Consider the following 23,587-nt stretch of genomic DNA (forward strand, 5'->3'; position numbering starts at 1 on the left):
TATCTCATTATTTCATTATAGGTAAATGCATTATTATTTGTTGGCCAATTGGTCCCATTCTTCTAAAACCTTTATCTTGGAAACCAACTTTTGCATATAAATTTTGTGCAGGAATATTTCTTTCATTCACAGCAAGTACAACTTCATTTTTTATTGGAAAATAACGTTTTACAAACTCTTCTAATAATAACAATGACTTTTTAGCGAATCCTTTTCTTTGTCTATTGTGATTAACAGAAAATGACGTTAAAAGTAAAGCATCCTCATTATCTGTGAACTCCTTTACTCTATCTCCCGTTTCCAATGCGAAAAGACCCACCGGTACCCCATTGTGATCTAAAATAACAATCACATTTTTTGTATAATCACTTTTTGCTTTCTCCAGTAATGCGCTTGGATCTGATGTAAACTGAACTTGTTCACTTGGTAAAGTAAATGTTTGTATAACTTCTTTATATTTCTCCTTATACGGAGCTAATTGAATTTCCCCTGTGTGTATGTTCATGCTAAACTCTCCCATTTTTTAGCTTATTAACTTATACCTTGCTTTGCTTTTGAATGCACTCTTCCATCTAAAAAGGTAATTTCAACAAATGAATTTGGATCGTTCCCTTTCCAAGCAAAAATTTGTTTAATTTGTGTAGAATGCTCTACCCCTTCTTCTATAAGTAAATCTCCTTCAAAACCAATTAAATCTTTCACTTCTGTATAAGTCATTCCTTCATTTATACTCGAGAAATGATTTATATTGATAGACTCTTTCTGTTGCCTTTCCATCACAGTAGAAGAAGTTGCTGTTTGGTTTTTCACTTCTTTTCTCTGTTCACACGCTGTCATACTGAAACCTAAGCATAAACTAAACAATATACATGCGCTTTTTTTCATCATAACAGTTGTCCCTCCCATGATAATTAAACCATATATTCCCTTAAAAATAAACTGAATATTTAATATTATATTTAAAAACCTCGTACAATTAAGTACGAGGCTAATTTCATTTATTCAAATGATTATTTGATTGATCATCCTGTTCTTTTCTTAACTCTTGTTCTTCATCTTTTGGTAATTGTTTATCATTATCTTTAATTGGATTCGTTTCTCTATTTTCTATCATATCATTTGGAACTTGTGGCATTACTCGGCCCACAATAGCGGCTAATTCATCTAGTATACCTTCACCTGTTTTTCCTTTTTTAATTTGCTTTCCGATTTGTTTGAGGCGTTCATACGTATCAACATCTGCTACAACGACTGCATTAGCACCGTCAGGGTCATTTTTTAAACTTTCTGCAACAGAGTATTTAATTGATTCAACTCGAGTTCGATCAAGTTTTGCTTTTACATCAATACCTACAATAGCATATTTTCCAACAACGACCGCTGTTGCATCATTCACACCTGGCACACTTGCTGCTAAAGATGCTAAATGATCTGCTGCTTTTTCATTTGGCTTATTTGATTTATTCGTATAATTAACATTTTTCATTGAAACATTTTTTTGTTCCGGCTTTTCGTTTGGATTGTCTTTTTTTCCAATACTGCATCCAGTTATAACGAAGCAAAGCATCAATATATATATTAGAGTTTTCATTATTTTCACCACTTCACTATTAAGGTTTAATCATAAATTTTTTCAACAGCTTGCATTTTCTTTACCTTTTCCTCGGCCCCGCTATTAGCATTAATGAATATTTGGTACGTATCTTTTCCTAAAGTGCCTACAAATTCATAGCAAAGCACTTCATTATGCAAATCATTGACTACTAAAGCTTTACGTTCTTCCATGACTTTTACATCCGGATTGATTTTCTTTCTTGCTTCTGCTGCAGTTAGCTTTGCCGATGGAACTGTTCGCTTTTGATGTGACGCTAAGTATTCTTTTGCTGAGAACCCAACGATAGAACCATCATCTAAAGCAATTTTCATTTGGATTGCTTCTGGATAAATTCGTACTCCATTTTCATTTACTACATACGTAAATACACCAACATTATCATATTGAGAGCTATCATAAAGCTCCATATTATTAAACTTATGGTCCTTTAAAAATTTCAAACCTTTGCTACCTGCATCGTTTAAACTAACTTTCTGTTCTTTAATTTCGCGGTTATTCATAACCCAAATTGGATATCCGCCTTTTCCGGTAATATCCATATAGAACTCATTGTTCGTTGCTTCATCTTTAATTTTCACACTATAGAAGGATTCTTTCGCACCTTTTCCGCTTTTCTCAACATCTACTTTTTCATTTCCTTTTAAATTCAAAAACGATTTGGCAATTTTCGCCGCTTCATCTTTAGAAATTGCCTTTCCTTCCGCTTCAAATCCACCTTTTTTATTTTTTTGCGCACTTGTAAAGGTCGGTCCGAAGTTTGTAGAAGAATATGATGTTACGTTTTTCTCTACAGTTTTCAATCCATCAATAATTGTGTTATCTGCTGGATCGCGATTTGATGCAAGTGCCATTTCTACATCCATCCAGCGTAAATTATTTTTCAAAACAAGATGTTGTACTTTTCTTAGTTCATCTTGTATATTTCCTGCATTTGAATATAAAGTTTGTAGCGTTTTATATTCTTGCTCATTTAACGGCTCTTTTTCTAAATCACGAATGGCTGCACGGTAACTGAAATCACCGATATTCGCTAAAAATTCTTCCGTTTTATTAAATGGCATTAATGTTAAAGGTAGTTGTCCTACATCTGAGCGAGCTTCAGATGTTAAACGCCATACATCCGCTAATGCAGGTGATAAAGATGATCGTGAATTCATCGCAAGTGTTGTGCCAATTTTATCGTGTAATAAATCGACTTCGTATGCTAAATCATGGAATGCACGTTGATAGCTATTTTCCGCTCGAATTAAAACCGCATTTTTCTCTTGGTGCTCTTTATAGCCCCAATAGCCTGTTCCTACTACACCGACTGTTAATAATACAATGATAATACCTCGTAACATTGTCCCACCTCCGCTCTATTTACAGAAAATATGTTTACCGATTTTTTTAATTTGTGGACGAGTCCAAATCCATTTACTAGTCGCAGTATCTGGATTGAAATAATATAAAGCATTTCCTGTTGGATCCCATCCGTTAATCGCATCTAAAACTGCTTTTTTTGCTGTTTCATTTGGTGTTAAATATATTTGTCCATCGGCTACCGCTGTAAATGCTCTAGGTTCAAAGATTACACCTGAAACAGTATTTGGGAATGACGCACTTGTAACACGGTTCAAAATAACAGCAGCTACTGCAACTTGTCCTAAATACGGTTCACCACGTGATTCTCCGTATACTGCGTTTGCCATCAGCTGAATATCATTTTGAGAATAACCGTTCGGAACATTTGTCCCTTTATTTTGAGGTGGTTTATTCTCTTGTGCAGTGCCACCACTATTTCCTTTATTCGTTGTCGTTCCTTTATTAGCAGTTGATTTGTCATACTTCGTTGCCTTCACGAGCATTTGCTTCGTTTTAGCTCCAGCTAAACCATCAACGGGTAATCCAAATTTCTCTTGAAAATTCCGAAGTGCCCAATATGTACCCCATCCGAAAACACCATCTACTTTTCCCGTATAAAATCCGTTATATTTTAAACGAGATTGCAGTTCAATGACATCTTCGCCCGATGCTCCTCTTTGAATAACTTGATTAGAAAAAGCTTCTACATTCTTTAGTTGTATACTACTGACCATTAAAGACAGTCCTATGAACGCAAGTAAAACCGCTATTTTAAAAATAGCTTTTTGGCGCATAATTTTCCCTCCTTAATTACGGAAATGATTTCTTGGTTATGTTTTGTAAAAGCCTCGCTTTTATGTAAAGAAGACAAAAAAATCCAAACTAATATCGTTGAAAAAATATGTAAACAATATAAAAAAAGGATAAAAGGAGTTCATCATGAAGAAATCGTTAAAACGCGTCGCACTCGTCATTCTGTTCCTAACAACATGTTCAAATATATATACAGGCTCATCAATTGTTCATGCGCAGCCGCCGTATGCCAAATGGGGTAAACTTGCCGTAGAAAAGACGAAAGAACAATACCCAAAAGCAGAAATTATTGACTATCTTCATATAGGTAGAAAACCAAAAACAGTTCAAATAACTGTTGAAAAATTTAAATTGTGGTTACGTGAAGATGGAAAAGAATATGGTGTTTTTGTTGATGTAGAATTTGAAACGAAGACGGAGAAATTTATAAAGTTGTCGTTTCAGAAGACGAGTAGATAAAGTGAAACTTTAATCAGTCCTCACCAATCGGGCTGCCCGTTAATGCGGGATAAAATGAAACCCCACTGTTAAAAATGGAAACAGTGGGGTTCCTTGCATTTCTAAAATTCTTTCCTAAAGTTTCGATTCCCTAAAAATCTTACCAATATACAAATAGCGCCAATTACTACAGCTATCCCTATACTATATAAAAGTACTTTACCATATCCACTTATTCTCGGATCTAAAAACGGATATGGATACCAATTCACGATTGGACCACGTATTAAGCTATATACAACGTAAAAACACGGGAATAAGAGCCAACTTGCAGCTTGTTTCCAAGTGATTTTCTTAATAGGTGGATTTAAAATCCAATCTAAAAGCATTGCAATCGGCATGATATAATGTAGCACAGTATTTACCCATGGTATTGCCGTTTGAAGTGACTCTTCTAACCCTCTTAGTAACAAAAAATAAACGAGTCCTGTCGTAAGTATGTATACCGTTGCCGCACCACGAAGTATACTAAACTGTTCTGAGCGACCAAATGTAGCTGTTCCGATACTGCTTAAAAGGAGAATACATGCAACTAAAATGTTACTTTCAATGGTGAAGAAACTAAAAAAGTTAACTGGATTAAACGGCTTCACTTGTGCCCTAATTATGAATTGCGTAATAATGGCGCTACACACTAGAAGACTTAAACATAATCTAAATAAAGATAAAATTTTTTCATCCTTCATACATTCCCTCCTTTTCTTATATATAATTAGAATTTACCTGTACATGCTCAATAAATAGTTTTAATGGAACGAGCCCACGTTTTGGCATATGACTACTTATAATAGCTACTATTTCTAACTGAGGAATGATAACGATGTATTGTCCGCCGTATCCCATAGCAAAATATATACAATACGGTATGTGAAATCTTCCGTTATGTAATACCCACCAGTGATATCCATATGCACCGACATGTTCATAGGTTTCAAATAGAGCCCTACTTGACTCTTCTAACCATTTCGCTGATACAATTTCTTTTTCATTCCAATATCCATTTTGCAAACATAATTTTCCTAATTTTAATAAATCGGTAGATTTCATTTTCATACCGAAGCCACCTACATATATACCCTGCGGATCTTGTTGCCACTCGTATTCGTTAATTTTTAATGGATCAAATAAATATTTCTTTGCAAACCGCTCTGTCGACATTCCAGTAGCTTTTTGAATAATATAGCTCAGTAAATGAGAAGAACCTGAATTATAATTCATTTTTGTAGCAGGTTCTTCAATTATTGGCTTTTCTAATATGTACTGTACCCAGTTCTCTGATTCTACAAAGTCATTTGGGAATACTACTCCATTCCCAAACTCTTTCCAGTCCTCACCAGTAGTCATTGTTAATAAGTGATATAGCGTTAAATCATGTTTTTCTCCAGGTACATTTTCAATCCACTCTGTAATTGATGTATGTATATCATTTATATAGCCCTTATCAATTGCAATACCAATTAATAAAGATATGATACTTTTTGTAATCGAATTTATTTTATATAAGTTATTTGCACATTCGGGTGTTTTATAATACTCAGTTGTTAATTCCCCTTTTTGATAAACAAGAAATGTATTCACTTTTTTCTTTTCGAATTTATTTTCTAGTTGCTTGAAATCCAAAAACTTTACCTCCATTTAAATAGTTACTCCATTTATTATATCTTGTTCCTTCATTTTAAACATAATTGTGCTCAAATAAAAATAAACCTGTCAGCCATAATGAACTGACAGGTTTATTTTTATAATTTCGTACGAACATTCCAAAGCTCTGGGAAGAATTGTTGATCAAGTACTCGCTTTAAATAAGAAACACCGGAGGATCCACCTGTACCCATTTTATGTCCAATAATTCTTTCTACTGTTTTCATATGACGGAAACGCCATTGTTGTAGCCAGTCTTCAATATCAATCAATTTTTCAGCAAGCTGATATAAATTCCAATATTTTTTCACATCCGCATACACTTCCAACCATGCTGCTTCTACTGTTGCATCTTCTTCATAAGGCTGCGTAATATCACGGTTTAACACATCTTTATGAATAGGGAATCCTTCTTTTACTAATGCTTGAATCGCGACATCATATAGACTTGGTGCATGTAGCGCTTTATGAAGTCGTGCATGTAATTCTGGATCCTTTTCATAAATTTTTAATGCGTGTGGCGTTTTATAGCCAAGTGCATACTCAATCATACGATATTGATACGATTGAAAACCTGAAGCTTGACCGAGTGAATCACGAAACTCAATATATTCTGATGGTGTTAATGTCGCAAGAATATCCCAAGATTGAATAATTTGAGACTGAACTTTTGATACACGTGCTAACATTTTAAAAGCTGGTTGTAATTTATCTTGTTTAATAGATTCAATCGCCGCATTTAGCTCATGTAAAATGAGCTTCATCCAAAGCTCACTTGCTTGGTGAATAACGATAAATAACATTTCATCATGATGGTCCGATAATCTTTTTTGAGAAGATAGTAAACTATCTAATTGTAAATACTCCCCATACGTCATATTCTCTTTAAAATCCGTATGAATCCCTTTTTCCATAATTACTTTTTCATTTTCTTTCATATTAGCCAAACGCCCCTTTTATATGATTCTACTTATATTGGTCTAATAACGGCTCGAACTGGACTTCCATCTGCATCAGTTAATGCAAGTGGTAATGCAATAAGTTCATAATCACCGTCTGCTACATGATCTAGTACGACATTTTCTAAAATATGAATTCCATGTTTAAATAATTGATGATGCGCTGCTAATTCTTTATCATCTAGCGGATCAACTGATGGTACATCTACTCCGATTAAACGAATACCTTTCTCTGAAAGAAACGACGCTATGTCCGCACGTAAATGAGGGATCACCTCTGGAAATTCTTCAGCTTTTCCATGTGAAGATGTACGTAATAATAATCGTTCTACACCTTCTAAATGAAAGCTTTCTAATTCCTTTTTCCCGATGCTTTCAAGATTAGAAACGTCAATAATCCGTGCTGGGCCAACATAAACTTGAACATCTAAATCCAATACTTTCTTTCCATCATTATCAAAATGAAATGGTGCATCAATATGAGTGCCTGTATGAATACTCATCGTTAACTTTCCGACATTTACTGAGCCACTTTCTTCTTTTGACCATGAAACTTCATACGAGAACGGTGTGTCTCCTGGCCACGTTGCAATATTATTATTTAGCGGTTGTGAAATATCAATCCACTCTGATGTTTTCATATTTATGCCACAACCTCTCGCTTATTTTCAAACTGCTTATACTCTTCATTTTTCATAATTTTCTTTAATATTTGTACAGATTTCCACACTTCTTCGTATGTGTTATATAAAGCGACCGGCGCAAGTCTCACCCCATTTGGCGCTCTAAAATCTGGAATTACTCCATTTGCTTTTAGTGCTTTACATATACGTGCTGCTTCTGCATGCTCTAAATAAATGTGCCCGCCTCGTTTTTCATCCTCTAATGGATTTCCAATTGTAAATTCGAAATCTTTTAATTCATGTCCAATTAAATTCAGCATGTATCTCGTAATATGTAAAGATTTCTCACGTAAACGCTCAATACCTGCATCTTTGAAAATTTCAAGTGAACCAATTAATGGTGCTGTACTTAAAACGTGCGGTGTACCAATTTGATAAGCACCTGCATGATCAGCAGCTGTTAATGTATGCTCCATATCAAACTGCTTATCTTTTCTAGAACTAAACCATCCAGACAACCCTGGTAGTCTATTAAAATGTTTATTATTCACATAAATTCCTGCAACGCCACCCGGTCCTGCATTTAAATATTTATAATTGCACCAAACAGCAAAATCGACATCCCAATCTTTGAAATGATGCGGAATAGATCCTATTGAATGGCATAAATCAAATCCAATGTGAATGCCGCGTTTATGAGCTTCCGTTGTTAAACGTTTCATATCAAGAATTTGACCACTTCTATATAAAACAGAAGGTAATAAAATTAAAGCGATATCATCTTCCATCGTATGGATAATATCTTCTTCAGAAAGTGTTCTACCATCTCGGCTTTTCACTCTTACTAAATGCTCCTCTGGATCTAATCCTTTTAAACGAATTTGACTTTGAAGTGCATAAATATCTGATGGGAAAGTTAATTCATCCGCAAGTATTTTTGTACGTATTCCTTTTGGTTCGTAAAACGTCGCAATAACTTGGTGTATATTTGTAGTTGTAGAACCGGTTACAATAGTTTCTTCCGGTAAAGCACCAATAAGAGGGGCTGTAAGTTTACCTAATTTCTCTGAAAGGAAAAACCACGGGTGCTCACCTTCTGTCCAGCCGTCAATGCCATACTCTTTCCACGAATCTAGCAACGTAAGTAATGATTTCTCTGCTCTTTTTGAAAGTAGCCCTAATGAGTTTCCATCTAAATATATAGTACCTTCTTTTTTATAGAATTCAGTTTGAAAATCTTTCAGTTCATCATGTTTATCACATTCAAGCGCATACTCATAAGTTGGTTGAAATGGTTCTTTATACATGGTGTCACCTTCTCTTAATTTTCTTTTTATTCTAACTAATTGAAATATATCACCTTAATTGATACAACGTCAATGATATTATGTCAGTTGACTTTATATATGAACTTCTTTTACAATACAGTTATATTTTCAGATATTTCAGTATAAAGAGGTGATTCTTTGAAAAACTCTACTCTTTCATCAAGAAAACACCGCTCCTTAGAAACGAAGAAGAAACTATTACACTCTGGTTACACTATTTTTATAAATAATGGATTTCAAAAAACGACAATTACACAAATTATTAAACATGCAGAAACTGGTTATGGAACAGCATATGTATACTTCAAAAACAAAGATGATCTCCTAATTAGTTTAATGGAAGATGTTATGAATCAATTTTATAATATTGCTGAGCGCTCTTTTTCTCCACAAACAAAAGAGGAAGCACGTATAATGATCCAAAATCAAGTTAGAGCATTCCTGCAATTAGCAGATGCAGAACGCGCTATTTTGCAAGTTGTAGAGGAAGCGATAGGATTATCAAGAGAAATACGGCAAAAATGGGATGAGATTCGGGAACGTTTTATAACAAGTATTAAACAGGATATTACTTACTCTCAAGAAAGTGGATTAGCACAACCTAATTTAAATAAAGAGATTGTAGCACGCGGTTGGTTCGCGATGAATGAATCGTTTCTTTGGACTATTACGCAAAATGATAAAAAGATTAACTTAGAGGAAATTGTGTATACGCTAACGGAGATGTATACGACCGGGTTATATAAATAACACACCTTCAATAAGTAAGGTGTGTTATTTTACATCTATAAAAATATATTATCTGGGTATGGTAGCGCTAAAGTAGGCTTTTCAGAAAATGAGAAATATTGTAGTTTTAAAGATTCACCATCTATCGATTTCAGTTTTCCACTAGTAATTTCACATTCAAACACAACAACAATATATTCTACTTGATCGCCATTCGGATATATATGACGGAACCTTTCCCCTCCAAATACCCCTTTTTGTTTTTTTACTTGCACTTTCAAACCCGTTTCTTCCCACACTTCACGAACTACCGCTTCTTCTGGAGTTTCTCCAGGCTCAATTGCTCCAGCTGGCAAACTCCAGTATTCCCCGCCAGGATATTGAAACAAAATATCTCCCTGCCCATTCTTTATAACAGCAGCTACACTCGGTATTAGAATTAGTTCATGGCCTAATTGCTCACGGATTTTTTTATAATATAGCGACATCGACATATAATTCTCTCCCACTCCAATAATAAACAACTGTATTTTCTGACACCTATTGTATAATAATACCAATAGCAATTTCTATATAGAAAGGATAAGAAAATGACCCAAGTACAACTAGTAAATAGCTTTCTATCATTTTTAGGTACGACAAAACAGCCTACTAGCTTAAAGTTTTTAAATGAGCTTATTAAAGCTCATCAAGAAAAAATAAAATGGGAAACCCTTACTAAAATAATTGACTGGGAAAAGGGTAATGAAACAGGTAATTATTTTCCTTCCATTGAGACATACATAAACCGTATTACAACAAAAGGTCTCGGGGGTCCTTGTTGGACGCACTCAATTGGATTCCATTGGTTATTATCAAATCTTGGTTTTAATATTCATTATATGTATATGGATCCCGGACATTTATGCTTACGGGTTAACTTAGACCAACCTTATTATGTTGATGTTGGTTATTGTGCACCTTTATTCCAAGCTTACCCACTTTATGAATCATTTCAAGTAAGTAATGTAAGAGAAACTTTCACTTATGAAGTCTCAAATAATAGGATTAAAATTGCTAGAAATCCAGGTCCAGCAAAAATCTTACATACAGATCCAATACATTTATCAAGTATGAAAGAACTCGTTAAAAAGTCTAACGATTGGCATACATCTCCTGTATTAAAGAAAATTCAGATTTTCGGTTATATCGATGGTATTCCAACTTCTATTAATGATAATGTTTTAAAACGATATTTCCAAGGTAAGAAAAGAGAACAAATCATTACATCTTCTGAACTTAATTATTGGATAACAGAAAGATTTTGTATTAATCAAGAAATATGTGAAAGAGCTATTGAGATTTTCAATGAAAAATCTTCAAATAGAATGTGGCCATAAAGCATACTCCTTATGATCTACATAACTAACAACATCCCATTTTAACTTTTCATTAATTTCACTCATAAGTTCGGGTATTACTACTTCACCATATTTTTTAAAACATTCATGAGTTTCTTCGTAATTTTAAAATAAAGTTTGATTAAAAATATCGTGTTAACCCGTATTCTATGGTAAATAAAAAGAATCCATTTTGAAAAAGATTGATCAAAATGGATTCTTATCCAGCAGGTTTATGTTTTGGTTTTATAAAAAAGTTTGATCATTTTCTATCAATGAAAACAATTCATTGACTATTTTTATTATGAAAAGGTCGGAGCAGGAAATTCATCAATTTTGATACGAAGTAAACTATAAGGTTTCTGTCGTAAGTCTTTTCCATAATGAAATCTAGGCTGTCGATGTAATTGGTTCACAATGACATACAAATATTGATCCGGACCAATTGAAAAAGTATCCGGCCACAAAATTCTCGGATCATGTGCGATAGTTTCCATTATGCCATTTGGCAATATCTTACGGATACTGTTGTTTTCATAATCTCCAGCATAAACAGTTCCCTTTGCATCAGTGATCATTCCATCAGACGCACCTTTTTCTCCCCAATACTCCACATGATAAGGTAAATTCATGTCCGGTATCGTTCTGTTTCTCAGGGCTTCTGTTGAGATCGAGAACAAATGCCGACTGGTTAGTGGAGCAAAAAATAATATCTTTCCATCGGGAGAAATCGCAAGACTATCAGACGCCAACCTAAATGGAGAAGTTGAACCGTCTTTGTTTCGATTCACTAAAATTTGACCTTCTACTTTCGGTAAAAAATAGGGATCGGGTGAAGTTGAATTTGCTCCATTTAACCGTCTGAACGCGTTTCCATTTGATAAATCTACGACGATAATAGCTCCTGGTCCTCTCGAAGAAGAATCCGTTATATAGGCATAACCTGCTTTTCCAACACGAAAATCAAAACGGACATCATTCAGATAAGTTGTAGGCAGGACAACATCTTCTGTAAAGGTATATACTTTTCTTATTGTATTGGTTTCTAAATCAACAGCGACTAATTTTGCTCCCCCTTTAATAGGTTCAGAAAAATTGGGTGCCGCTGTATCTAATATCCAAAGCGTTCCCCTTCCATCAGCAACTACACTTTGGACACTGATGAAAGTCATTGGGATATTCTCGGGGTTAGCTAAATTGGTTTGTAAATTAGGATAAGGCTGCAATTTATCCTCAAAAATTTCCGCCACCGTAAATTTAACATCGTCTCCCCATTTCGGAAAGCAAATGAAAATACGACCGGTTTCTGAAACAGTAACACCTGTAGGCATAGCCCCATAAAATGCATAAACTAGTTCTAAATTACCGAAATATTTTTCACTAGGTAACATAGGTTTCATAATATCCTCCTCAAGCATTCAAACGGGATATCTCCTATATATGATTTATATTTTTTCTAGTGCATGTTTCTTAATAAGTTTTTCTATACGAAAAGATGATTGAATTGATTGTTTTCGAAATTTAATAAGTCTGTCAGAAGAAAGGAAGCATTTTAATTTAAAGGTCTCCAGATGAAGTAGAATTCAATTAGCAGGTAGCGAAGTTCAATATTCCCGAATCAACGTTAAGCTGGTATAAAAAATGGGGAAATTTCCCCATTTAAATTTGTGAAAAAATGTACTTAAGCTAAACTGCCCGTTAGTTTAAGTGTAACACTTCACAAACAATATTTTGAGTATTCTTATTATTCCTGTTTCCTCAACAATCTGGCCCTTTAATTGAACAATAAAATAAAGGTGAGTACATATTAGTCATGTATAATATGCGCTCACCTTTATTTTTTTAGGATTTTTAGCTTTTAGGTCTTGATAATAATTTTTAGTGGTTTTATTAACAATTTATATTTAGTAAATGTGCTTTTCATGAATTTGATATAAGTCAAAAGAATTTCCTGTCCAATATAACTACGTATGTTAGCCCACTTCTTCTTTATCCAGTCTACTTACAATTCCAACTATAAATTTATATTCAACCCTCCTCTTCTTATCTTTCTTAAACCCCTCTTTCGTATCAAAAATAAAACAAGTTTTCCGAAACCAAATACGTATGTATAAAGACTCAAAATAAATAGGTTTTATAATTCCTCGTTCTTCAAATTCAGTTCCATCTTTATTTTCGGTTTCTGTTCGAACGAACCACCTATTCCCGATTCCAATTTCAATGTACTTCACACACTAACCCCCATTAGGAAATTTCCCTTCTAACAATTCTATTATTTCCCCGGTAAGCGCACATTCCGACAGAACATGAGCCCACAAAGAAAAAGTAGATTACAAAAATCTACTTTATAACTTATATTTTTGCATTCGTTTATAAAATGTACTACGGGGTACATCTAATAGTTTTGCAGCTAATGAAACATTTCCGTTTGTCTTTTGTAATGCTTCAATCATGCTATCACGCTGTATTTTTTCGCGAAAATGTAATGTCTGTTCTGTTTTATTTTCAACTTGTAACTCAAGTTGTTGTTGATTTCCCATCATTGTTTGTATCAAAAAAGCGACTTGTTTTTCGCATATTTCCCGTCCTTGCGACAAAATGTAAATGCGTTCTAATACATTTACTAGTTCCCGAATATTTCCGGGCCATGTATGTTGTAAAAATTGATTGCAAATACTTTTAGGAAATACAACATTCCAATTCTTCCGTTCGCAAAAGTGTTGTATAAAATATGGGATATCCTCTTTTCTTTCTAATAACGATGGAACATATAACGGATAAACGTGCAAACGATAATATAAATCTTGACGGAATTTCCCTTCTTCTACTAACCTTAGTAAATCTTTATGTGTGGCAGTAATAATACGAATATTTACTGGTACCTCTTTTGAACTTCCTATTGGAGTTATTGTGCGTTCTTGTAAAACACGCAATAAGGCTACTTGCATCTCTGGTGGTACTTCGCCAATTTCATCTAAAAACAGTGTTCCTCCATTCGCTTGTTCAAATTTCCCTTTATATCCTTGACGTCGCGCACCTGTAAACGCACCTTCAGCATAACCGAACAATTCACTTTCCATTAATTCTTTAGGCAAAGAACCGCAGTTAACAGCTATAAAGGGTCCGTCTTTTCTTGGACTATTTTCATGAATCGCTCTCGCGACATATTCCTTTCCTACTCCTGTCTCACCACATACATACACACTAGCATCAGTCGGTGAAACAAGCTTAATTTCTTCTAGTGTGTGTTGAAATGCTTTACTTGTCCCGGTAACTCCTGGAAAAGTAATTCCTTTTATAAATGTGAAAGCAGAATATGTATTCATTTGTTTGTTTTCCTTTAAATACATACATTTCCCGATCATTCTTTCATTACTATATACCGGTATTTCTAATTTAGTTTCCAATCCATGGTGCACTAAATCTTCAAGTTTCATTCTTGACCAATTAGTTACTCGTTCCCGAACGCTCTTACTCGCAGAAACGATAACATCACGATGATTACAAATAACTACTTGTTCATCACTATCAATGACATCTAAAAAACGATGGATTAAGTGTAATTCATTTTGATGAACTCTTATGCTACATTCACGTTCAATCGCATGTGCAATTGAAGTTACCATACCGAGCATATATGGATGTGAAAATTCAATTGGACAGGAGAAATCTAGAATACCAATTAATTTCCCGTCATCGTTATGAATGGGAGCAGCCGCACAACTCCAGCTATGAGATACCACGGAGTAATGTTCAGTACCACTTATCATAATAGCTTCTTCAATTTCTAGCGCTGTTCCTATTGCGTTTGTCCCCACAGCTGCTTCCGTCCATTTTACACCTTCAATAAAATTAATATGTTTCGCTCGCTTTAACGTTTGTTTATTTCCACTTAAGGATAGGACATAACCATCTGGATCGATTAATAATGCCATCATTTGTAGTTCATCAATGGTTTTTCTCATATTTTGTATTTGGGGTAATGCTATATCAAGGAAAATTTCACTCTTTTTCTTTTGTTCTCGAAAAATATGAGAAGACAAAACTTTCTGACCTTTATTCATATGAGGATTAACATTAGCCTGTTTACATCGATGCCACGATTCTGAAATTCTTTGATTTATGCGATTTGAATCAAGAACACCTTCATTAACAAACTTTTTCCATGTATGTAAGTAAAACGGTGAAGCTAACATTGTATCATCTCCCTTTTAATTGTTTTGGAGATTTATAAAACATAATTTTATTATAAAACTGAATAAAAGCGTTTTCAATACAACTAGCAATACGACACAAATATGTTAATAATTTGAATATCCTAATGCACTTCTTTATTCTTTTTTAGTAGCACTATATTTTGTATAATGGACGCAAAGAAAATACATAACCAAAACCACTTTTGTGGATTACCATTTATAAAGAAAACAATCACGGCTATTGCAAATAAAATAGCGGATGCTAAACTAAAATATAATTTTGTTTTAATTTCTATTATCCCTCACCCCTCTGTTACTTTACAGTACATACTAACTCTTCATTTTTCATCTCTACTATGTACTCCTGTAAAACATATTCTTTCCCGCCATGGTTTTCATACCATTCATGTATTCTTTTAATATGCCTCTCGTCACTTCTAATTTTCGATTCTATTTCATTATACTGTTCATAACTATCATATTCCCATATGGCAAATACTTCATACGTACCATTCTTATTATCTTTCATCCAGCGTCCTATTAGCCTAGAACCATGCTTTAATTGATTAGGTAAGTTCGTATTATTGAAATGATCATTAAATACTTCTATAAATTCATTTTTCACTACATAGTACTTCCTTCTGTAAAACATACTTCTTCACCTCTTTCATGAAAAGTATTAGTAAATCTTCCCATCACTACCGTATTATAATACTTTCCATCCGATAGTCTTTTGTCATTTTTCAAAATGCCTTCTACTTCAAAACCTAATTTTTTATAAAGATGAATAGCTTTCTCGTTTGTCTCTAATACTTGTAAAGATATTTTATTTACTGCATTTTCGTCAGCCCATTTAATAGATTGTTGTAATAGGCTCTTCCCCATTCTATATCCCCAAAACTCTTTTAAAATGCAAACGCCAAACTCCACTTTATGAGATAATCTCTTAAAATTTGATCCTTCACATCTTGAAAATCCAACGATTCGATTGTGCACTTCTGCAACTAAAAAGAGATTCTTAGTCTCTTCACTATCTGTTTTTATTATTTTTTGAAACCCTAGGTCATCTATAAATCCCTCTCCAGCATCTCTATCCATATTTTCAGTTTCTCCATCAATCTGAACTCTAGTTTTCGATAACTGCTCAGCATCTTTCTCAGCTGCAGAACGAATTGTATAAGTTAATCCATTTATATGAAACTCTTGTTCTTTTACAATCATGTCAAACTCCTTTCAAATGAATATAATGGCGCTATTACAACTTGTTTACCTTGTTTCTCAAATTCCTGAACAGTTTCTTTACTAGCCTCTTCATCAGTTATAATAAGGTCAATTTCTTTTAGAGACTCTCCTCTTATAAAACAATCTATTCCAAGTTTATTATGCGGAGCTAAACAAATATTTCTTCTAGCAATTTTATTTACTCTTTTACTAAAATAAGCAACTTCAGGTGTTGCAGTACTAATACCTTGTAATGAAATGCCTCCACCTGTAGAGAAATAAAGATCAATAGAAAATCTACTTATCAATTCAGAAGCAAGTGTATCAGTAATATTTCCTGAAGGTTTTACTTTTCCGCCAATTAAATACGTATCAATATTCTTATATTCTCGTAGATAACCAGCTATTTCTATAGAATTCGTAATAACCGTAAATGATACTTCCGGTAAATATTTCAGCATCGCATTATGAACGGGAGCCCCGCCAATAAAAATTGAATCACCTTCTTGTATATAAGATACCGCAACTCTTGCAATTGTGTCCTCATATATTGAGCTATCACTATAACGTTTAGTTGGTTCCGCAGCTAAGTTTCTCACTCGCGTAAGTTCAATTGCACCTCCGTGCGTTCTTTTTAATAAACCATCCTTTTCCATAATAGACAAATCTCTTCTTATAGAATCAATAGACATATCAAATCTTTCCGCAAGATCCTTTGCTATTACTCTTCCATCTGTATTAAGTCGTTCTAAAATTTTCTCTCGACGTTCTTCAGTAAACATGTTATCACCACCGTTATTGAAGGTTCAGAAACTTAAACTTTATTTTAATTATATGCATGCCTCTTCCGTTTTACAATATTTTCAATTCTTATTTATTCCGTTTTATACAGTCTTCTCCCTCTTTCTATCCTGTTAACTTGACAACCAAATAAATGTATATCTGTATATTACGCAAAAACACTTCCATTTATCTTCCTATTGATGTAAAATTATTCCTATGTTTTACTTTTTAATACAGAAAGGGATTACTATGAAATCATTAATCAAAACGACATGTACAGCATTATTATTTACTGGAATATTAACAGGATGTAATAGCAATACTACATCAAAACAAGAAAAGAGCGCTCTCGAAAAGAATGCAATGCACTATGGAGAAATAGTTAAAAACGAATACTATAGAGCGACAGTTGAGAATGCAAAGTTTGAAAAAATAGACAAAGAGCGGCGCCTTACTACTCGTGTTATGATTAATAATGTTCGAGACGATGGACAAACTATTGATCTTTCGGAAATAAAATATTTCATACAAGATGAAAAAACTGGTGAGAAATATGAAGGTGAAGCTCATCCGATAGATGACGAGCACTATAAAAATGTTCCACACGAGTTCTCTTTAACTACTGACGTTGTATTTGAACTGAAAACTTCACCAAAAGATTTAAATAATATGTATTTATACATAGATAGCAAAGCAGCGCCGTTAACAGATACATATTGGAAGCTTGATAATTTAGTATCTAAATAGAAAGACCAGTCTTACATGACTGGTCTTTTACATTCATACATTTAACTTTCATTAACACTTATATTCATTTTCTAATAACAACTTGAATAACATCAGCTAAACCAGTGTGCCCTTTCCCTTCAATTCGCTCTTGTTCGCCATTAAAGAAATGAATTACCTTATGTTTTTCACACCAAGTAAGGATATCAATTGGATCATACAGCATATCAACATCTTTTGGTCCACCAGTACCATAGTTTATTTGTTTTTTTGAGTAAACTTCAAACATAATTAAACCACCAGGCTTTATCGTTTGTATCATTTTACCTAATATCATTTTTTTATAATCATCATGAAAATGTCCAAATACCATAATTGCTGCATCATATTCATTTTCTGGCAAACTATCAGCTAATAAATCTACTTTTTTTGTATGCACGTTTACGTTATGCTTCTCTGCCAATTTTTTTGTCTTCTCTAATCCATCTTCCGAATAATCAATAGCTGTTACTTCGTTCCCTTGTCTTGCTAGAAATACAGCATTTCTACCTTCTCCCTCCGCGAAAGCTATTACTTTATTGTGATTTGCTAAACGAAATGCTTGTTCTTTAATAAATGTATTAGGTTCTTCCCCGTAAAAATATTCATCTGATTTATATCGATCATTCCAAAATTTAGTCATCATCTTCTCTCCTTCTTCATATCATTTTCTAACTACAATTAAAGATATCAAAGAGTCTTTTTATCCTTAATTAATTTAAAAATAAAAGCAGATTAAAAATCCACTTTTATTTTTTTCGCAAGATCTACGATTTTTTGATTTCGTAACTCTTCTTCCATTTTCTCTTCTGCTGCAAGCATTACTTCATTAATTAAACATCCCGGTTTGTCATGTAAACAACATTCAAACAATGATGTTTTACCTTCAATTGCATGTATAATATCTAAAAATGAAATATCTTCCCAATTCTTACTAAGCGAGTAACCGCCCTTTGGACCAGATGATGAATGTATCATCCCTTCCTTCGTCAACTTAGTTAGTATTTTAGACAAGTACGTTGGTGAAACATTTTGCATTTCTGCTAATTGGTGAACACTAACTAACCTATTTGGTGTAGCCTTTGCCAGAAAAAGTATTGTATGAAGAGCATAATTTGTAGCTTTAGAATATTTCATAGTACAGCCCCTATTGTAGACTTCATGTATCTACAATAACTTTATTTTTTTATTATGTCAAACGTTTGTAATGCTCCATAAAAAATTATTTATTCACAAGTAATACATCTGTCGCACAAATCGTCACTTCTCTAAATGGACAGTCAAATAAAACACCTAGTTCAAAACCATCTTCAGTAAGAGCTATTTCATGATATAACCACCAAGCATTTTCAAAGTTTTCCGGCATAGAACAATTTGTGACTCCTATAAAGGTTACTTCAAGTTTATCAAATTCACTAAAAGTACCACTGCAATCTAATACGATAGACAAAGTATCTTCTGATTCTCTCTTTATTACTTTAATTACACTATCGTGTAGTGATGTCTTGTGTAACTGAGCGACATTTGACGGAAGTTTTTTCTCAATGGAATTAAAATATTCTACGTATGATTGATCTAATTGTGCCATTCTTTTCTCATAATCTGTTGTCCACTCTTGCATACGTTTTTTCAGTTCACCTGATGGATATTCTGAATTAATTGTGATGTTTTGTATAATTGAGTATATCGATTCAGGAAGGAATTTTAATAAATCTATTTTCCTTTCCTCTATTTCTTCCTTTAAACTTTGTATATCCATTTCCGACCATTCTTTTATAGACTCTATAAAACTTACAAATTCTAAAACTTGCATTTTTTTATACCATTCTCTTGTAAAATATTTCAATGACACCTCTCCTAAAATATCTTTACATCCAGTAAAAGCAATACATCCACTTATTATATCATTCCAATAACCATTTTTTCTAAAGAAATAATGTAAAAATGTAAATATTCCGCCTATTATTTCTAAAACTTCAGAATATTTACAAAAGTATAAAATTAGAATACATTTTAGCTGTACAAGATTCACCTGTACAAAAATTCAAACAAAAAGGGATGGTTATATGTTGAAGAAATTAGTAGCAGGGACATTAGTAGCGGGTTTTGCACTAACTGGAGGACTAGGTGCGGTAAGTGCTGAAGAAAAAAGTAACACAATTAAGTCATTTGATTATTTAAAAGTGGATGAACAAAATGTTAATTCATTTGCAAAATTAAGTGATCAGGATAAGAAAGATATCCAAATTACTATGGTATTACCTAAGCAAAATGAAAATGGAGATTGGCTAGCTTATGGTTTTACTAGCCGTGAAACATTAGATGCGTATATTGAAAAGGATAAAAAAGCAATTAAAAATAAAATTAATCCTTTAGGTAGCGGTGCTGGTAGTACTGATTTTTATGAACATAAAGATAAAGGTGGCCAATATATTTACTGGAGTAGCGGCTTTAAAAACTTACCATCTAGCTGGAATGACAGAATTTCTTCTGTAAGTACAGCGTCACCTTCTGCAAGTTATTCAACGACACTTTGGGAGCACACTTCAACACAAGGATATGGAAAAGGCGTTTTATTTAAACATGCTGATTGGTACGGTAAAACTGCTAATTTAGCTGCTGATTGGAACGATATTACTTCAGCGATTGAAATTAAATAGTAATAAGATATTTAATTTCTTCTATAAAAATTCAAACCACTATTCTCTCTTTCGTTTAGAGAATAGTGGTTTATCATATTTCCATTTAAGCATGTACAGCATGTCCTACCGCTTGCATTAACGCTTCATGAATTGCTTCTGATAAAGTAGGGTGTGCTGCAATATAATCTCTCATTATATCAGCGGTAACTTCTGTATGAATCATTACGGTTCCTTGACCAATAAGTTCAGTTGCATGAGGACCGATAATAGAAATCCCTACAATTTCTTGGTATTTAGGTTCTACAATGACTTTTACTTTACCTACTTGTTCTCCTAAAATAAGAGCTTTTCCGTTCGCTGTAAAAGGAAATTCTCCGATGAGAATATCACCATATTGTTCTCTTGCACCTTTTTCACTTAACCCGACACTAGCTATTTCTGGAGCTGTGTATATACAACGGGGCACAGCGTGATAATTTACTTTCACGTCTTCTCCGCTTGCGTGTAATGCTGCTGTCGTTCCTTCATGGAAGGCAACGTGAGCAAGCTGAATTCCACCGATTACATCACCAGCTGCGTAAATATGCGATACGTTCGTTTGCATATGTTCATTCACAGAAATCCCTTTATTTGAAAACAGAACCCCTGCCTTTTCTAATCCTAATTGTTGCACTCGTGGTTTTCTTCCTACAGAAACAAGAACAAATTCTGGAGTTACTTCGTGAGTAATTCCCTCGTACTCAAATGAAGCTTGCTTCTTATAGTTATTTAATCCTTTTAAAACTGCTCCCGTAAAAATTTTCACACCATCTTTTTCTAATTTCTCTCTTAAAATATTCGCGATATCTTCATCTTCACCAGGTAGTAATTGCGGTGCCATTTCAACTATCGATACTTTTGTGCCAAGTCTACTATAAATACTTGCAAACTCACATCCTATTACACCACCGCCAACGATTAACAATGAAGATGGTACACTCTCAAGAGACATGGCATGGCTACTATTTAAAATCCATTTTCCATCGAACGGAGCGAATGGTAATTCTGTAGGTTCGGAACCAGATGTGATAATAAAGCTCTCTCCATCAACTACTTCTTCTTTATTTCCTTGTACAACTCGCACACGATGATCCGTTTCGAATTTCGCTTTTCCTTTTACAACTTTAATTTTATTTTTCTTCATTAAATATTGTATTCCTTGGACGAGTTGCATTACGATTTGTGATTTTCTCGCCTGTATTTGATCCCAATCAATTGATATACTTCCTGTATTAAGCGTAACTCCATAATCATTCGCTTTTCTCACAATGTCATGTACTTCAGCACTTTCTAACAGTGATTTCGTCGGCATACACCCAACATTTAAACATGTTCCGCCAAGGTCAGCTTCATCAATAAGAGTGACATCTTTGCCATTTTGAGCCGCGGTAATTGCTGCTACATAGCCAGCTGGTCCGCCTCCAATTACAACTAGTTTACTCATTCTCTCACCTGTTATGAAGTGACCTTTGTCAATAGTTTTTCACCCATAATATTTTTCTTGATGGCATACAAAAGCTTCAGAAATAAGATCTATCGACAGTTAACCACTCTGTTATTCGTGGATTGGTTACCTCAGGTTAATGGTTCGTCGTTAGGCTCTTATAATCTCACTGCGTGGATCACACCTTTTCAAATTCTAATAAATAGCTTGTTTATCAGAATTTCAGCCATGCCAGAAGAGGTGAGTCATAGATAGCCAGACCTGTAATTCACTATCTCTGAAGCTCATCTATGCCATCAATTGATACCTTTGGTTTCTAACTATGAATGAATCAATCAACTTCATATCCTTCCCTCTTTATTTTCGGTGAATTTTACCTGTTTCTAATCCCCATATAAAACACCCCAGTTCTCTTGCGATAGCTGTAACGGCAACATTTCTAGGTTTCCCTTGATATATCATGCGATAATATTTTCTTTGTAACCTTTCTACAGCCTGATCCGCATAAGCAATCACTTCGCTTCGTTGCCCTTTTTGTCTTGCTTTCACTCGCTTCGATTTTAATCCGATTGTTCCTTTTACCAACGCATTTGCACATTCTACAAGAGTAGACCTAACGGTCGAATTTCCTTGTTTTGTAATCGAACGTCGACTGATTTTTTCTCCACTTGAGCTTTCGCTTGGTGTCAATCCTACATAAGCCATAAATGCTTTAGCCGTGGGAAAACGAGTGAAGTCTGCAATTTCCACATGAACAGTCATTGCCGATGTTGTATCTATACCTTTTAAGCATCTTAAATTTGCGATTGGTTCTTCGTACCTTTCACGATGAGATAATTCTTCTAATCTCAGACTGAACCGCTCAATTTTATCGACTAGAACATCATACTGTAATAGGTATTCGCCTAACGTTTCTTTGAATAATCCTTGTAGATCAAGATTCTTTAACCATTTCATATAAGCGATTGTCCAGCTTGATTTCCCTTCATACACATAGCCATGCCTTAAAAGGAATGCTTTTATCTGTTGTTTTATTTTTTTCAAAGATGTTTTAAAATCACCTAACATGCGGATATACTCTTTCACGGCAACATCCTCTTCTTCTGGAACATATACTTCTTTATAGGTGCCATTTGCTAAATTAAGAGCAATCATTTTGGCATCGAATTTATCATTTTTAACCATTTTATTTTTTGATGAACTGTACATTGTTGTGGGAGCTAAAATATCACAATCAATTCCATTTTGTTCAAGAAGATTATGAAGTGAATACCCTAAACAACCAGCCTCATATCCAGCTTTAATTTTTATATCTTCACCATATTTTGTTTTCAGTTTCTCAACGAATTTTTTTACGAGAGATACATTTGAAGCACATCGTGCTTCTCTTACAATTTCCCCAGTTGTTCCGTGTAGTGCACATAAGCTAAAACTTTCCTTGTGGACATCCATCCCAATATAGATTATATTTTCCATAGTGGCCTCCTATTATCATAGGGTATAACCCCATTCATAATGTTTTCATTCATTATTATGGGTTAAAATCCCTGACTTGATAATCTAGGAGG

The 23,587-nt window shown here is 33.9% G+C and carries 27 protein-coding genes; 5 read left to right on the plus strand and 22 right to left on the minus strand.

What is annotated here, in order from left to right; translation table 11 throughout:
• Positions 1–7: 7 nt before the first annotated feature.
• From MHH55_RS07760 to sleB, 5 genes are all read right to left on the minus strand, one after another.
• Entirely contained in the window at positions 8–520 is a 513-nt protein-coding gene (locus MHH55_RS07760) for a GNAT family N-acetyltransferase (RefSeq protein WP_130055555.1), read from the minus strand.
• An 11-nt stretch (positions 521–531) separates the two neighbouring features.
• Positions 532–888: a hypothetical protein gene (locus MHH55_RS07765; RefSeq protein ID WP_048656491.1), complete on the minus strand. Its 357-nt coding sequence runs from the start codon at positions 886–888 to the stop codon at positions 532–534.
• A 106-nt stretch (positions 889–994) separates the two neighbouring features.
• On the minus strand, positions 995–1,591 hold the full coding sequence (locus MHH55_RS07770) for a YhcN/YlaJ family sporulation lipoprotein (RefSeq protein ID WP_000854053.1): 597 nt from the start codon (positions 1,589–1,591) through the stop codon (positions 995–997).
• Positions 1,592–1,617: 26 nt separating this feature from the next.
• A complete protein-coding gene (ypeB, locus tag MHH55_RS07775) occupies positions 1,618–2,958 on the minus strand; it encodes a germination protein YpeB (protein ID WP_000943727.1) in 1,341 nt (446 codons plus the stop codon).
• Positions 2,959–2,973: 15 nt separating this feature from the next.
• Positions 2,974–3,753, minus strand: coding sequence for a spore cortex-lytic enzyme (sleB, locus tag MHH55_RS07780; RefSeq protein ID WP_001249053.1), 780 nt, complete (start codon positions 3,751–3,753; stop codon positions 2,974–2,976).
• Positions 3,754–3,898: 145 nt separating this feature from the next.
• Here sleB and MHH55_RS07785 point away from each other — a divergent pair, with 145 nt between their 5' ends.
• Positions 3,899–4,231, plus strand: coding sequence for a DUF3889 domain-containing protein (locus MHH55_RS07785; protein ID WP_000749154.1), 333 nt, complete (start codon positions 3,899–3,901; stop codon positions 4,229–4,231).
• Between the two features lie 101 nt (positions 4,232–4,332).
• Here the strand turns inward: MHH55_RS07785 and MHH55_RS07790 are convergent, their stop codons facing one another.
• The 5 genes from MHH55_RS07790 to kynU all read right to left on the minus strand — a co-directional run bounded on the left by MHH55_RS07790 (position 4,333) and on the right by kynU (position 8,800).
• The gene (locus MHH55_RS07790) at positions 4,333–4,956 is read right to left on the minus strand and encodes a Pr6Pr family membrane protein (RefSeq protein ID WP_078187598.1); all 624 of its coding nucleotides are present in this window, start codon (positions 4,954–4,956) and stop codon (positions 4,333–4,335) included.
• A 16-nt stretch (positions 4,957–4,972) separates the two neighbouring features.
• Positions 4,973–5,890 (minus strand): serine hydrolase domain-containing protein, encoded by a 918-nt coding sequence (locus tag MHH55_RS07795; protein ID WP_078187599.1) that lies wholly within the window; start codon positions 5,888–5,890, stop codon positions 4,973–4,975.
• Between the two features lie 119 nt (positions 5,891–6,009).
• Positions 6,010–6,849 carry a tryptophan 2,3-dioxygenase gene (kynA, locus tag MHH55_RS07800; RefSeq protein ID WP_078187600.1) on the minus strand — a complete coding sequence of 280 codons (840 nt, stop codon included), beginning with the start codon at positions 6,847–6,849 and terminating at the stop codon, positions 6,010–6,012.
• 32 nt (positions 6,850–6,881) lie between these two features.
• Positions 6,882–7,511, minus strand: a complete 630-nt coding sequence (gene kynB / locus MHH55_RS07805; protein WP_000858074.1) for an arylformamidase — start codon at positions 7,509–7,511, stop codon at positions 6,882–6,884.
• 2 nt (positions 7,512–7,513) lie between these two features.
• Positions 7,514–8,800, minus strand: coding sequence for a kynureninase (gene kynU, locus MHH55_RS07810; RefSeq protein WP_000276299.1), 1,287 nt, complete (start codon positions 8,798–8,800; stop codon positions 7,514–7,516).
• Between the two features lie 159 nt (positions 8,801–8,959).
• Here kynU and MHH55_RS07815 point away from each other — a divergent pair, with 159 nt between their 5' ends.
• Positions 8,960–9,571 carry a TetR/AcrR family transcriptional regulator gene (locus MHH55_RS07815; protein WP_000798536.1) on the plus strand — a complete coding sequence of 204 codons (612 nt, stop codon included), beginning with the start codon at positions 8,960–8,962 and terminating at the stop codon, positions 9,569–9,571.
• A 35-nt stretch (positions 9,572–9,606) separates the two neighbouring features.
• On the opposite strand, the gene MHH55_RS07820 is transcribed toward MHH55_RS07815, so the two are convergent.
• On the minus strand, positions 9,607–10,044 hold the full coding sequence (locus tag MHH55_RS07820) for an NUDIX hydrolase (protein ID WP_000062938.1): 438 nt from the start codon (positions 10,042–10,044) through the stop codon (positions 9,607–9,609).
• A 96-nt stretch (positions 10,045–10,140) separates the two neighbouring features.
• On the opposite strand from MHH55_RS07820, the gene MHH55_RS07825 reads away from it, so the two are divergent.
• Entirely contained in the window at positions 10,141–10,929 is a 789-nt protein-coding gene (locus MHH55_RS07825; protein WP_074553899.1) for a hypothetical protein, read from the plus strand.
• Positions 10,930–11,231: 302 nt separating this feature from the next.
• Here MHH55_RS07825 and MHH55_RS07830 read toward each other — a convergent pair whose 3' ends face one another.
• From MHH55_RS07830 to MHH55_RS07855, 6 genes are all read right to left on the minus strand, one after another.
• Positions 11,232–12,329 carry an L-dopachrome tautomerase-related protein gene (locus tag MHH55_RS07830; protein ID WP_078187595.1) on the minus strand — a complete coding sequence of 366 codons (1,098 nt, stop codon included), beginning with the start codon at positions 12,327–12,329 and terminating at the stop codon, positions 11,232–11,234.
• A 573-nt stretch (positions 12,330–12,902) separates the two neighbouring features.
• A complete protein-coding gene (locus MHH55_RS07835; protein WP_000873841.1) occupies positions 12,903–13,160 on the minus strand; it encodes a DUF3977 family protein in 258 nt (85 codons plus the stop codon).
• A gap of 114 nt (positions 13,161–13,274) precedes the next feature.
• Complete coding sequence (locus tag MHH55_RS07840; RefSeq protein WP_078187594.1) at positions 13,275–15,125, minus strand: sigma-54-dependent Fis family transcriptional regulator; 1,851 nt, start codon at positions 15,123–15,125, stop codon at positions 13,275–13,277.
• Between the two features lie 313 nt (positions 15,126–15,438).
• Complete coding sequence (locus MHH55_RS07845; protein WP_025687589.1) at positions 15,439–15,777, minus strand: NIPSNAP family protein; 339 nt, start codon at positions 15,775–15,777, stop codon at positions 15,439–15,441.
• Entirely contained in the window at positions 15,750–16,346 is a 597-nt protein-coding gene (locus MHH55_RS07850; RefSeq protein WP_071740726.1) for a GNAT family N-acetyltransferase, read from the minus strand. The genes MHH55_RS07845 and MHH55_RS07850 overlap by 28 nt, the downstream gene beginning before the upstream one ends.
• Positions 16,343–17,128: a DeoR/GlpR family DNA-binding transcription regulator gene (locus MHH55_RS07855; protein ID WP_071740727.1), complete on the minus strand. Its 786-nt coding sequence runs from the start codon at positions 17,126–17,128 to the stop codon at positions 16,343–16,345. The genes MHH55_RS07850 and MHH55_RS07855 overlap by 4 nt, the downstream gene beginning before the upstream one ends.
• 250 nt (positions 17,129–17,378) lie before the next feature.
• On the opposite strand from MHH55_RS07855, the gene MHH55_RS07860 reads away from it, so the two are divergent.
• Positions 17,379–17,876: a hypothetical protein gene (locus tag MHH55_RS07860; protein WP_000838466.1), complete on the plus strand. Its 498-nt coding sequence runs from the start codon at positions 17,379–17,381 to the stop codon at positions 17,874–17,876.
• A 64-nt stretch (positions 17,877–17,940) separates the two neighbouring features.
• On the opposite strand, the gene MHH55_RS07865 is transcribed toward MHH55_RS07860, so the two are convergent.
• The 3 genes from MHH55_RS07865 to MHH55_RS07875 all read right to left on the minus strand — a co-directional run bounded on the left by MHH55_RS07865 (position 17,941) and on the right by MHH55_RS07875 (position 19,740).
• Complete coding sequence (locus tag MHH55_RS07865; protein ID WP_071740728.1) at positions 17,941–18,540, minus strand: class I SAM-dependent methyltransferase; 600 nt, start codon at positions 18,538–18,540, stop codon at positions 17,941–17,943.
• Between the two features lie 89 nt (positions 18,541–18,629).
• Complete coding sequence (locus MHH55_RS07870; RefSeq protein ID WP_071740729.1) at positions 18,630–19,031, minus strand: Rrf2 family transcriptional regulator; 402 nt, start codon at positions 19,029–19,031, stop codon at positions 18,630–18,632.
• Positions 19,032–19,116: 85 nt separating this feature from the next.
• Entirely contained in the window at positions 19,117–19,740 is a 624-nt protein-coding gene (locus MHH55_RS07875; RefSeq protein ID WP_000873453.1) for a DUF4085 domain-containing protein, read from the minus strand.
• 220 nt (positions 19,741–19,960) lie between these two features.
• On the opposite strand from MHH55_RS07875, the gene MHH55_RS07880 reads away from it, so the two are divergent.
• Complete coding sequence (locus MHH55_RS07880) at positions 19,961–20,554, plus strand: hypothetical protein (RefSeq protein WP_000914438.1); 594 nt, start codon at positions 19,961–19,963, stop codon at positions 20,552–20,554.
• 85 nt (positions 20,555–20,639) lie between these two features.
• On the opposite strand, the gene lpdA is transcribed toward MHH55_RS07880, so the two are convergent.
• Positions 20,640–22,019: a dihydrolipoyl dehydrogenase gene (gene lpdA / locus MHH55_RS07885; RefSeq protein ID WP_078187592.1), complete on the minus strand. Its 1,380-nt coding sequence runs from the start codon at positions 22,017–22,019 to the stop codon at positions 20,640–20,642.
• Between the two features lie 357 nt (positions 22,020–22,376).
• A complete protein-coding gene (locus tag MHH55_RS07890; protein ID WP_340880263.1) occupies positions 22,377–23,495 on the minus strand; it encodes an IS110 family transposase in 1,119 nt (372 codons plus the stop codon).
• Positions 23,496–23,587: the final 92 nt, after the last annotated feature.

It is taken from the genome of Bacillus sp. FSL K6-2944 (assembly GCF_038005385.1).
GTDB lineage: Bacteria > Bacillota > Bacilli > Bacillales > Bacillaceae_G > Bacillus_A > Bacillus_A cereus.

Excerpts from the sequence above, each read along its gene's own strand:
- MHH55_RS07760 (WP_130055555.1), bottom strand. The coding sequence starts at position 520 with ATGGGAGAGTTTAGCATGAACATACACACAGGGGAAATTCAATTAGCT.
- MHH55_RS07765 (WP_048656491.1), bottom strand. The coding sequence starts at position 888 with ATGATGAAAAAAAGCGCATGTATATTGTTTAGTTTATGCTTAGGTTTC.
- MHH55_RS07770 (WP_000854053.1), bottom strand. The coding sequence starts at position 1,591 with ATGAAAACTCTAATATATATATTGATGCTTTGCTTCGTTATAACTGGA.
- ypeB (WP_000943727.1), bottom strand. The coding sequence starts at position 2,958 with ATGTTACGAGGTATTATCATTGTATTATTAACAGTCGGTGTAGTAGGA.
- sleB (WP_001249053.1), bottom strand. The coding sequence starts at position 3,753 with ATGCGCCAAAAAGCTATTTTTAAAATAGCGGTTTTACTTGCGTTCATA.
- MHH55_RS07785 (WP_000749154.1), top strand. The coding sequence starts at position 3,899 with ATGAAGAAATCGTTAAAACGCGTCGCACTCGTCATTCTGTTCCTAACA.
- MHH55_RS07790 (WP_078187598.1), bottom strand. The coding sequence starts at position 4,956 with ATGAAGGATGAAAAAATTTTATCTTTATTTAGATTATGTTTAAGTCTT.
- kynA (WP_078187600.1), bottom strand. The coding sequence starts at position 6,849 with ATGAAAGAAAATGAAAAAGTAATTATGGAAAAAGGGATTCATACGGAT.
- kynB (WP_000858074.1), bottom strand. The coding sequence starts at position 7,511 with ATGAAAACATCAGAGTGGATTGATATTTCACAACCGCTAAATAATAAT.
- kynU (WP_000276299.1), bottom strand. The coding sequence starts at position 8,800 with ATGTATAAAGAACCATTTCAACCAACTTATGAGTATGCGCTTGAATGT.
- MHH55_RS07820 (WP_000062938.1), bottom strand. The coding sequence starts at position 10,044 with ATGTCGATGTCGCTATATTATAAAAAAATCCGTGAGCAATTAGGCCAT.
- MHH55_RS07825 (WP_074553899.1), top strand. The coding sequence starts at position 10,141 with ATGACCCAAGTACAACTAGTAAATAGCTTTCTATCATTTTTAGGTACG.
- MHH55_RS07830 (WP_078187595.1), bottom strand. The coding sequence starts at position 12,329 with ATGAAACCTATGTTACCTAGTGAAAAATATTTCGGTAATTTAGAACTA.
- MHH55_RS07840 (WP_078187594.1), bottom strand. The coding sequence starts at position 15,125 with ATGTTAGCTTCACCGTTTTACTTACATACATGGAAAAAGTTTGTTAAT.
- MHH55_RS07845 (WP_025687589.1), bottom strand. The coding sequence starts at position 15,777 with ATGTTTTACAGAAGGAAGTACTATGTAGTGAAAAATGAATTTATAGAA.
- MHH55_RS07850 (WP_071740726.1), bottom strand. The coding sequence starts at position 16,346 with ATGATTGTAAAAGAACAAGAGTTTCATATAAATGGATTAACTTATACA.
- MHH55_RS07855 (WP_071740727.1), bottom strand. The coding sequence starts at position 17,128 with ATGTTTACTGAAGAACGTCGAGAGAAAATTTTAGAACGACTTAATACA.
- MHH55_RS07860 (WP_000838466.1), top strand. The coding sequence starts at position 17,379 with ATGAAATCATTAATCAAAACGACATGTACAGCATTATTATTTACTGGA.
- MHH55_RS07865 (WP_071740728.1), bottom strand. The coding sequence starts at position 18,540 with ATGATGACTAAATTTTGGAATGATCGATATAAATCAGATGAATATTTT.
- MHH55_RS07870 (WP_071740729.1), bottom strand. The coding sequence starts at position 19,031 with ATGAAATATTCTAAAGCTACAAATTATGCTCTTCATACAATACTTTTT.
- MHH55_RS07880 (WP_000914438.1), top strand. The coding sequence starts at position 19,961 with ATGTTGAAGAAATTAGTAGCAGGGACATTAGTAGCGGGTTTTGCACTA.
- lpdA (WP_078187592.1), bottom strand. The coding sequence starts at position 22,019 with ATGAGTAAACTAGTTGTAATTGGAGGCGGACCAGCTGGCTATGTAGCA.
- MHH55_RS07890 (WP_340880263.1), bottom strand. The coding sequence starts at position 23,495 with ATGGAAAATATAATCTATATTGGGATGGATGTCCACAAGGAAAGTTTT.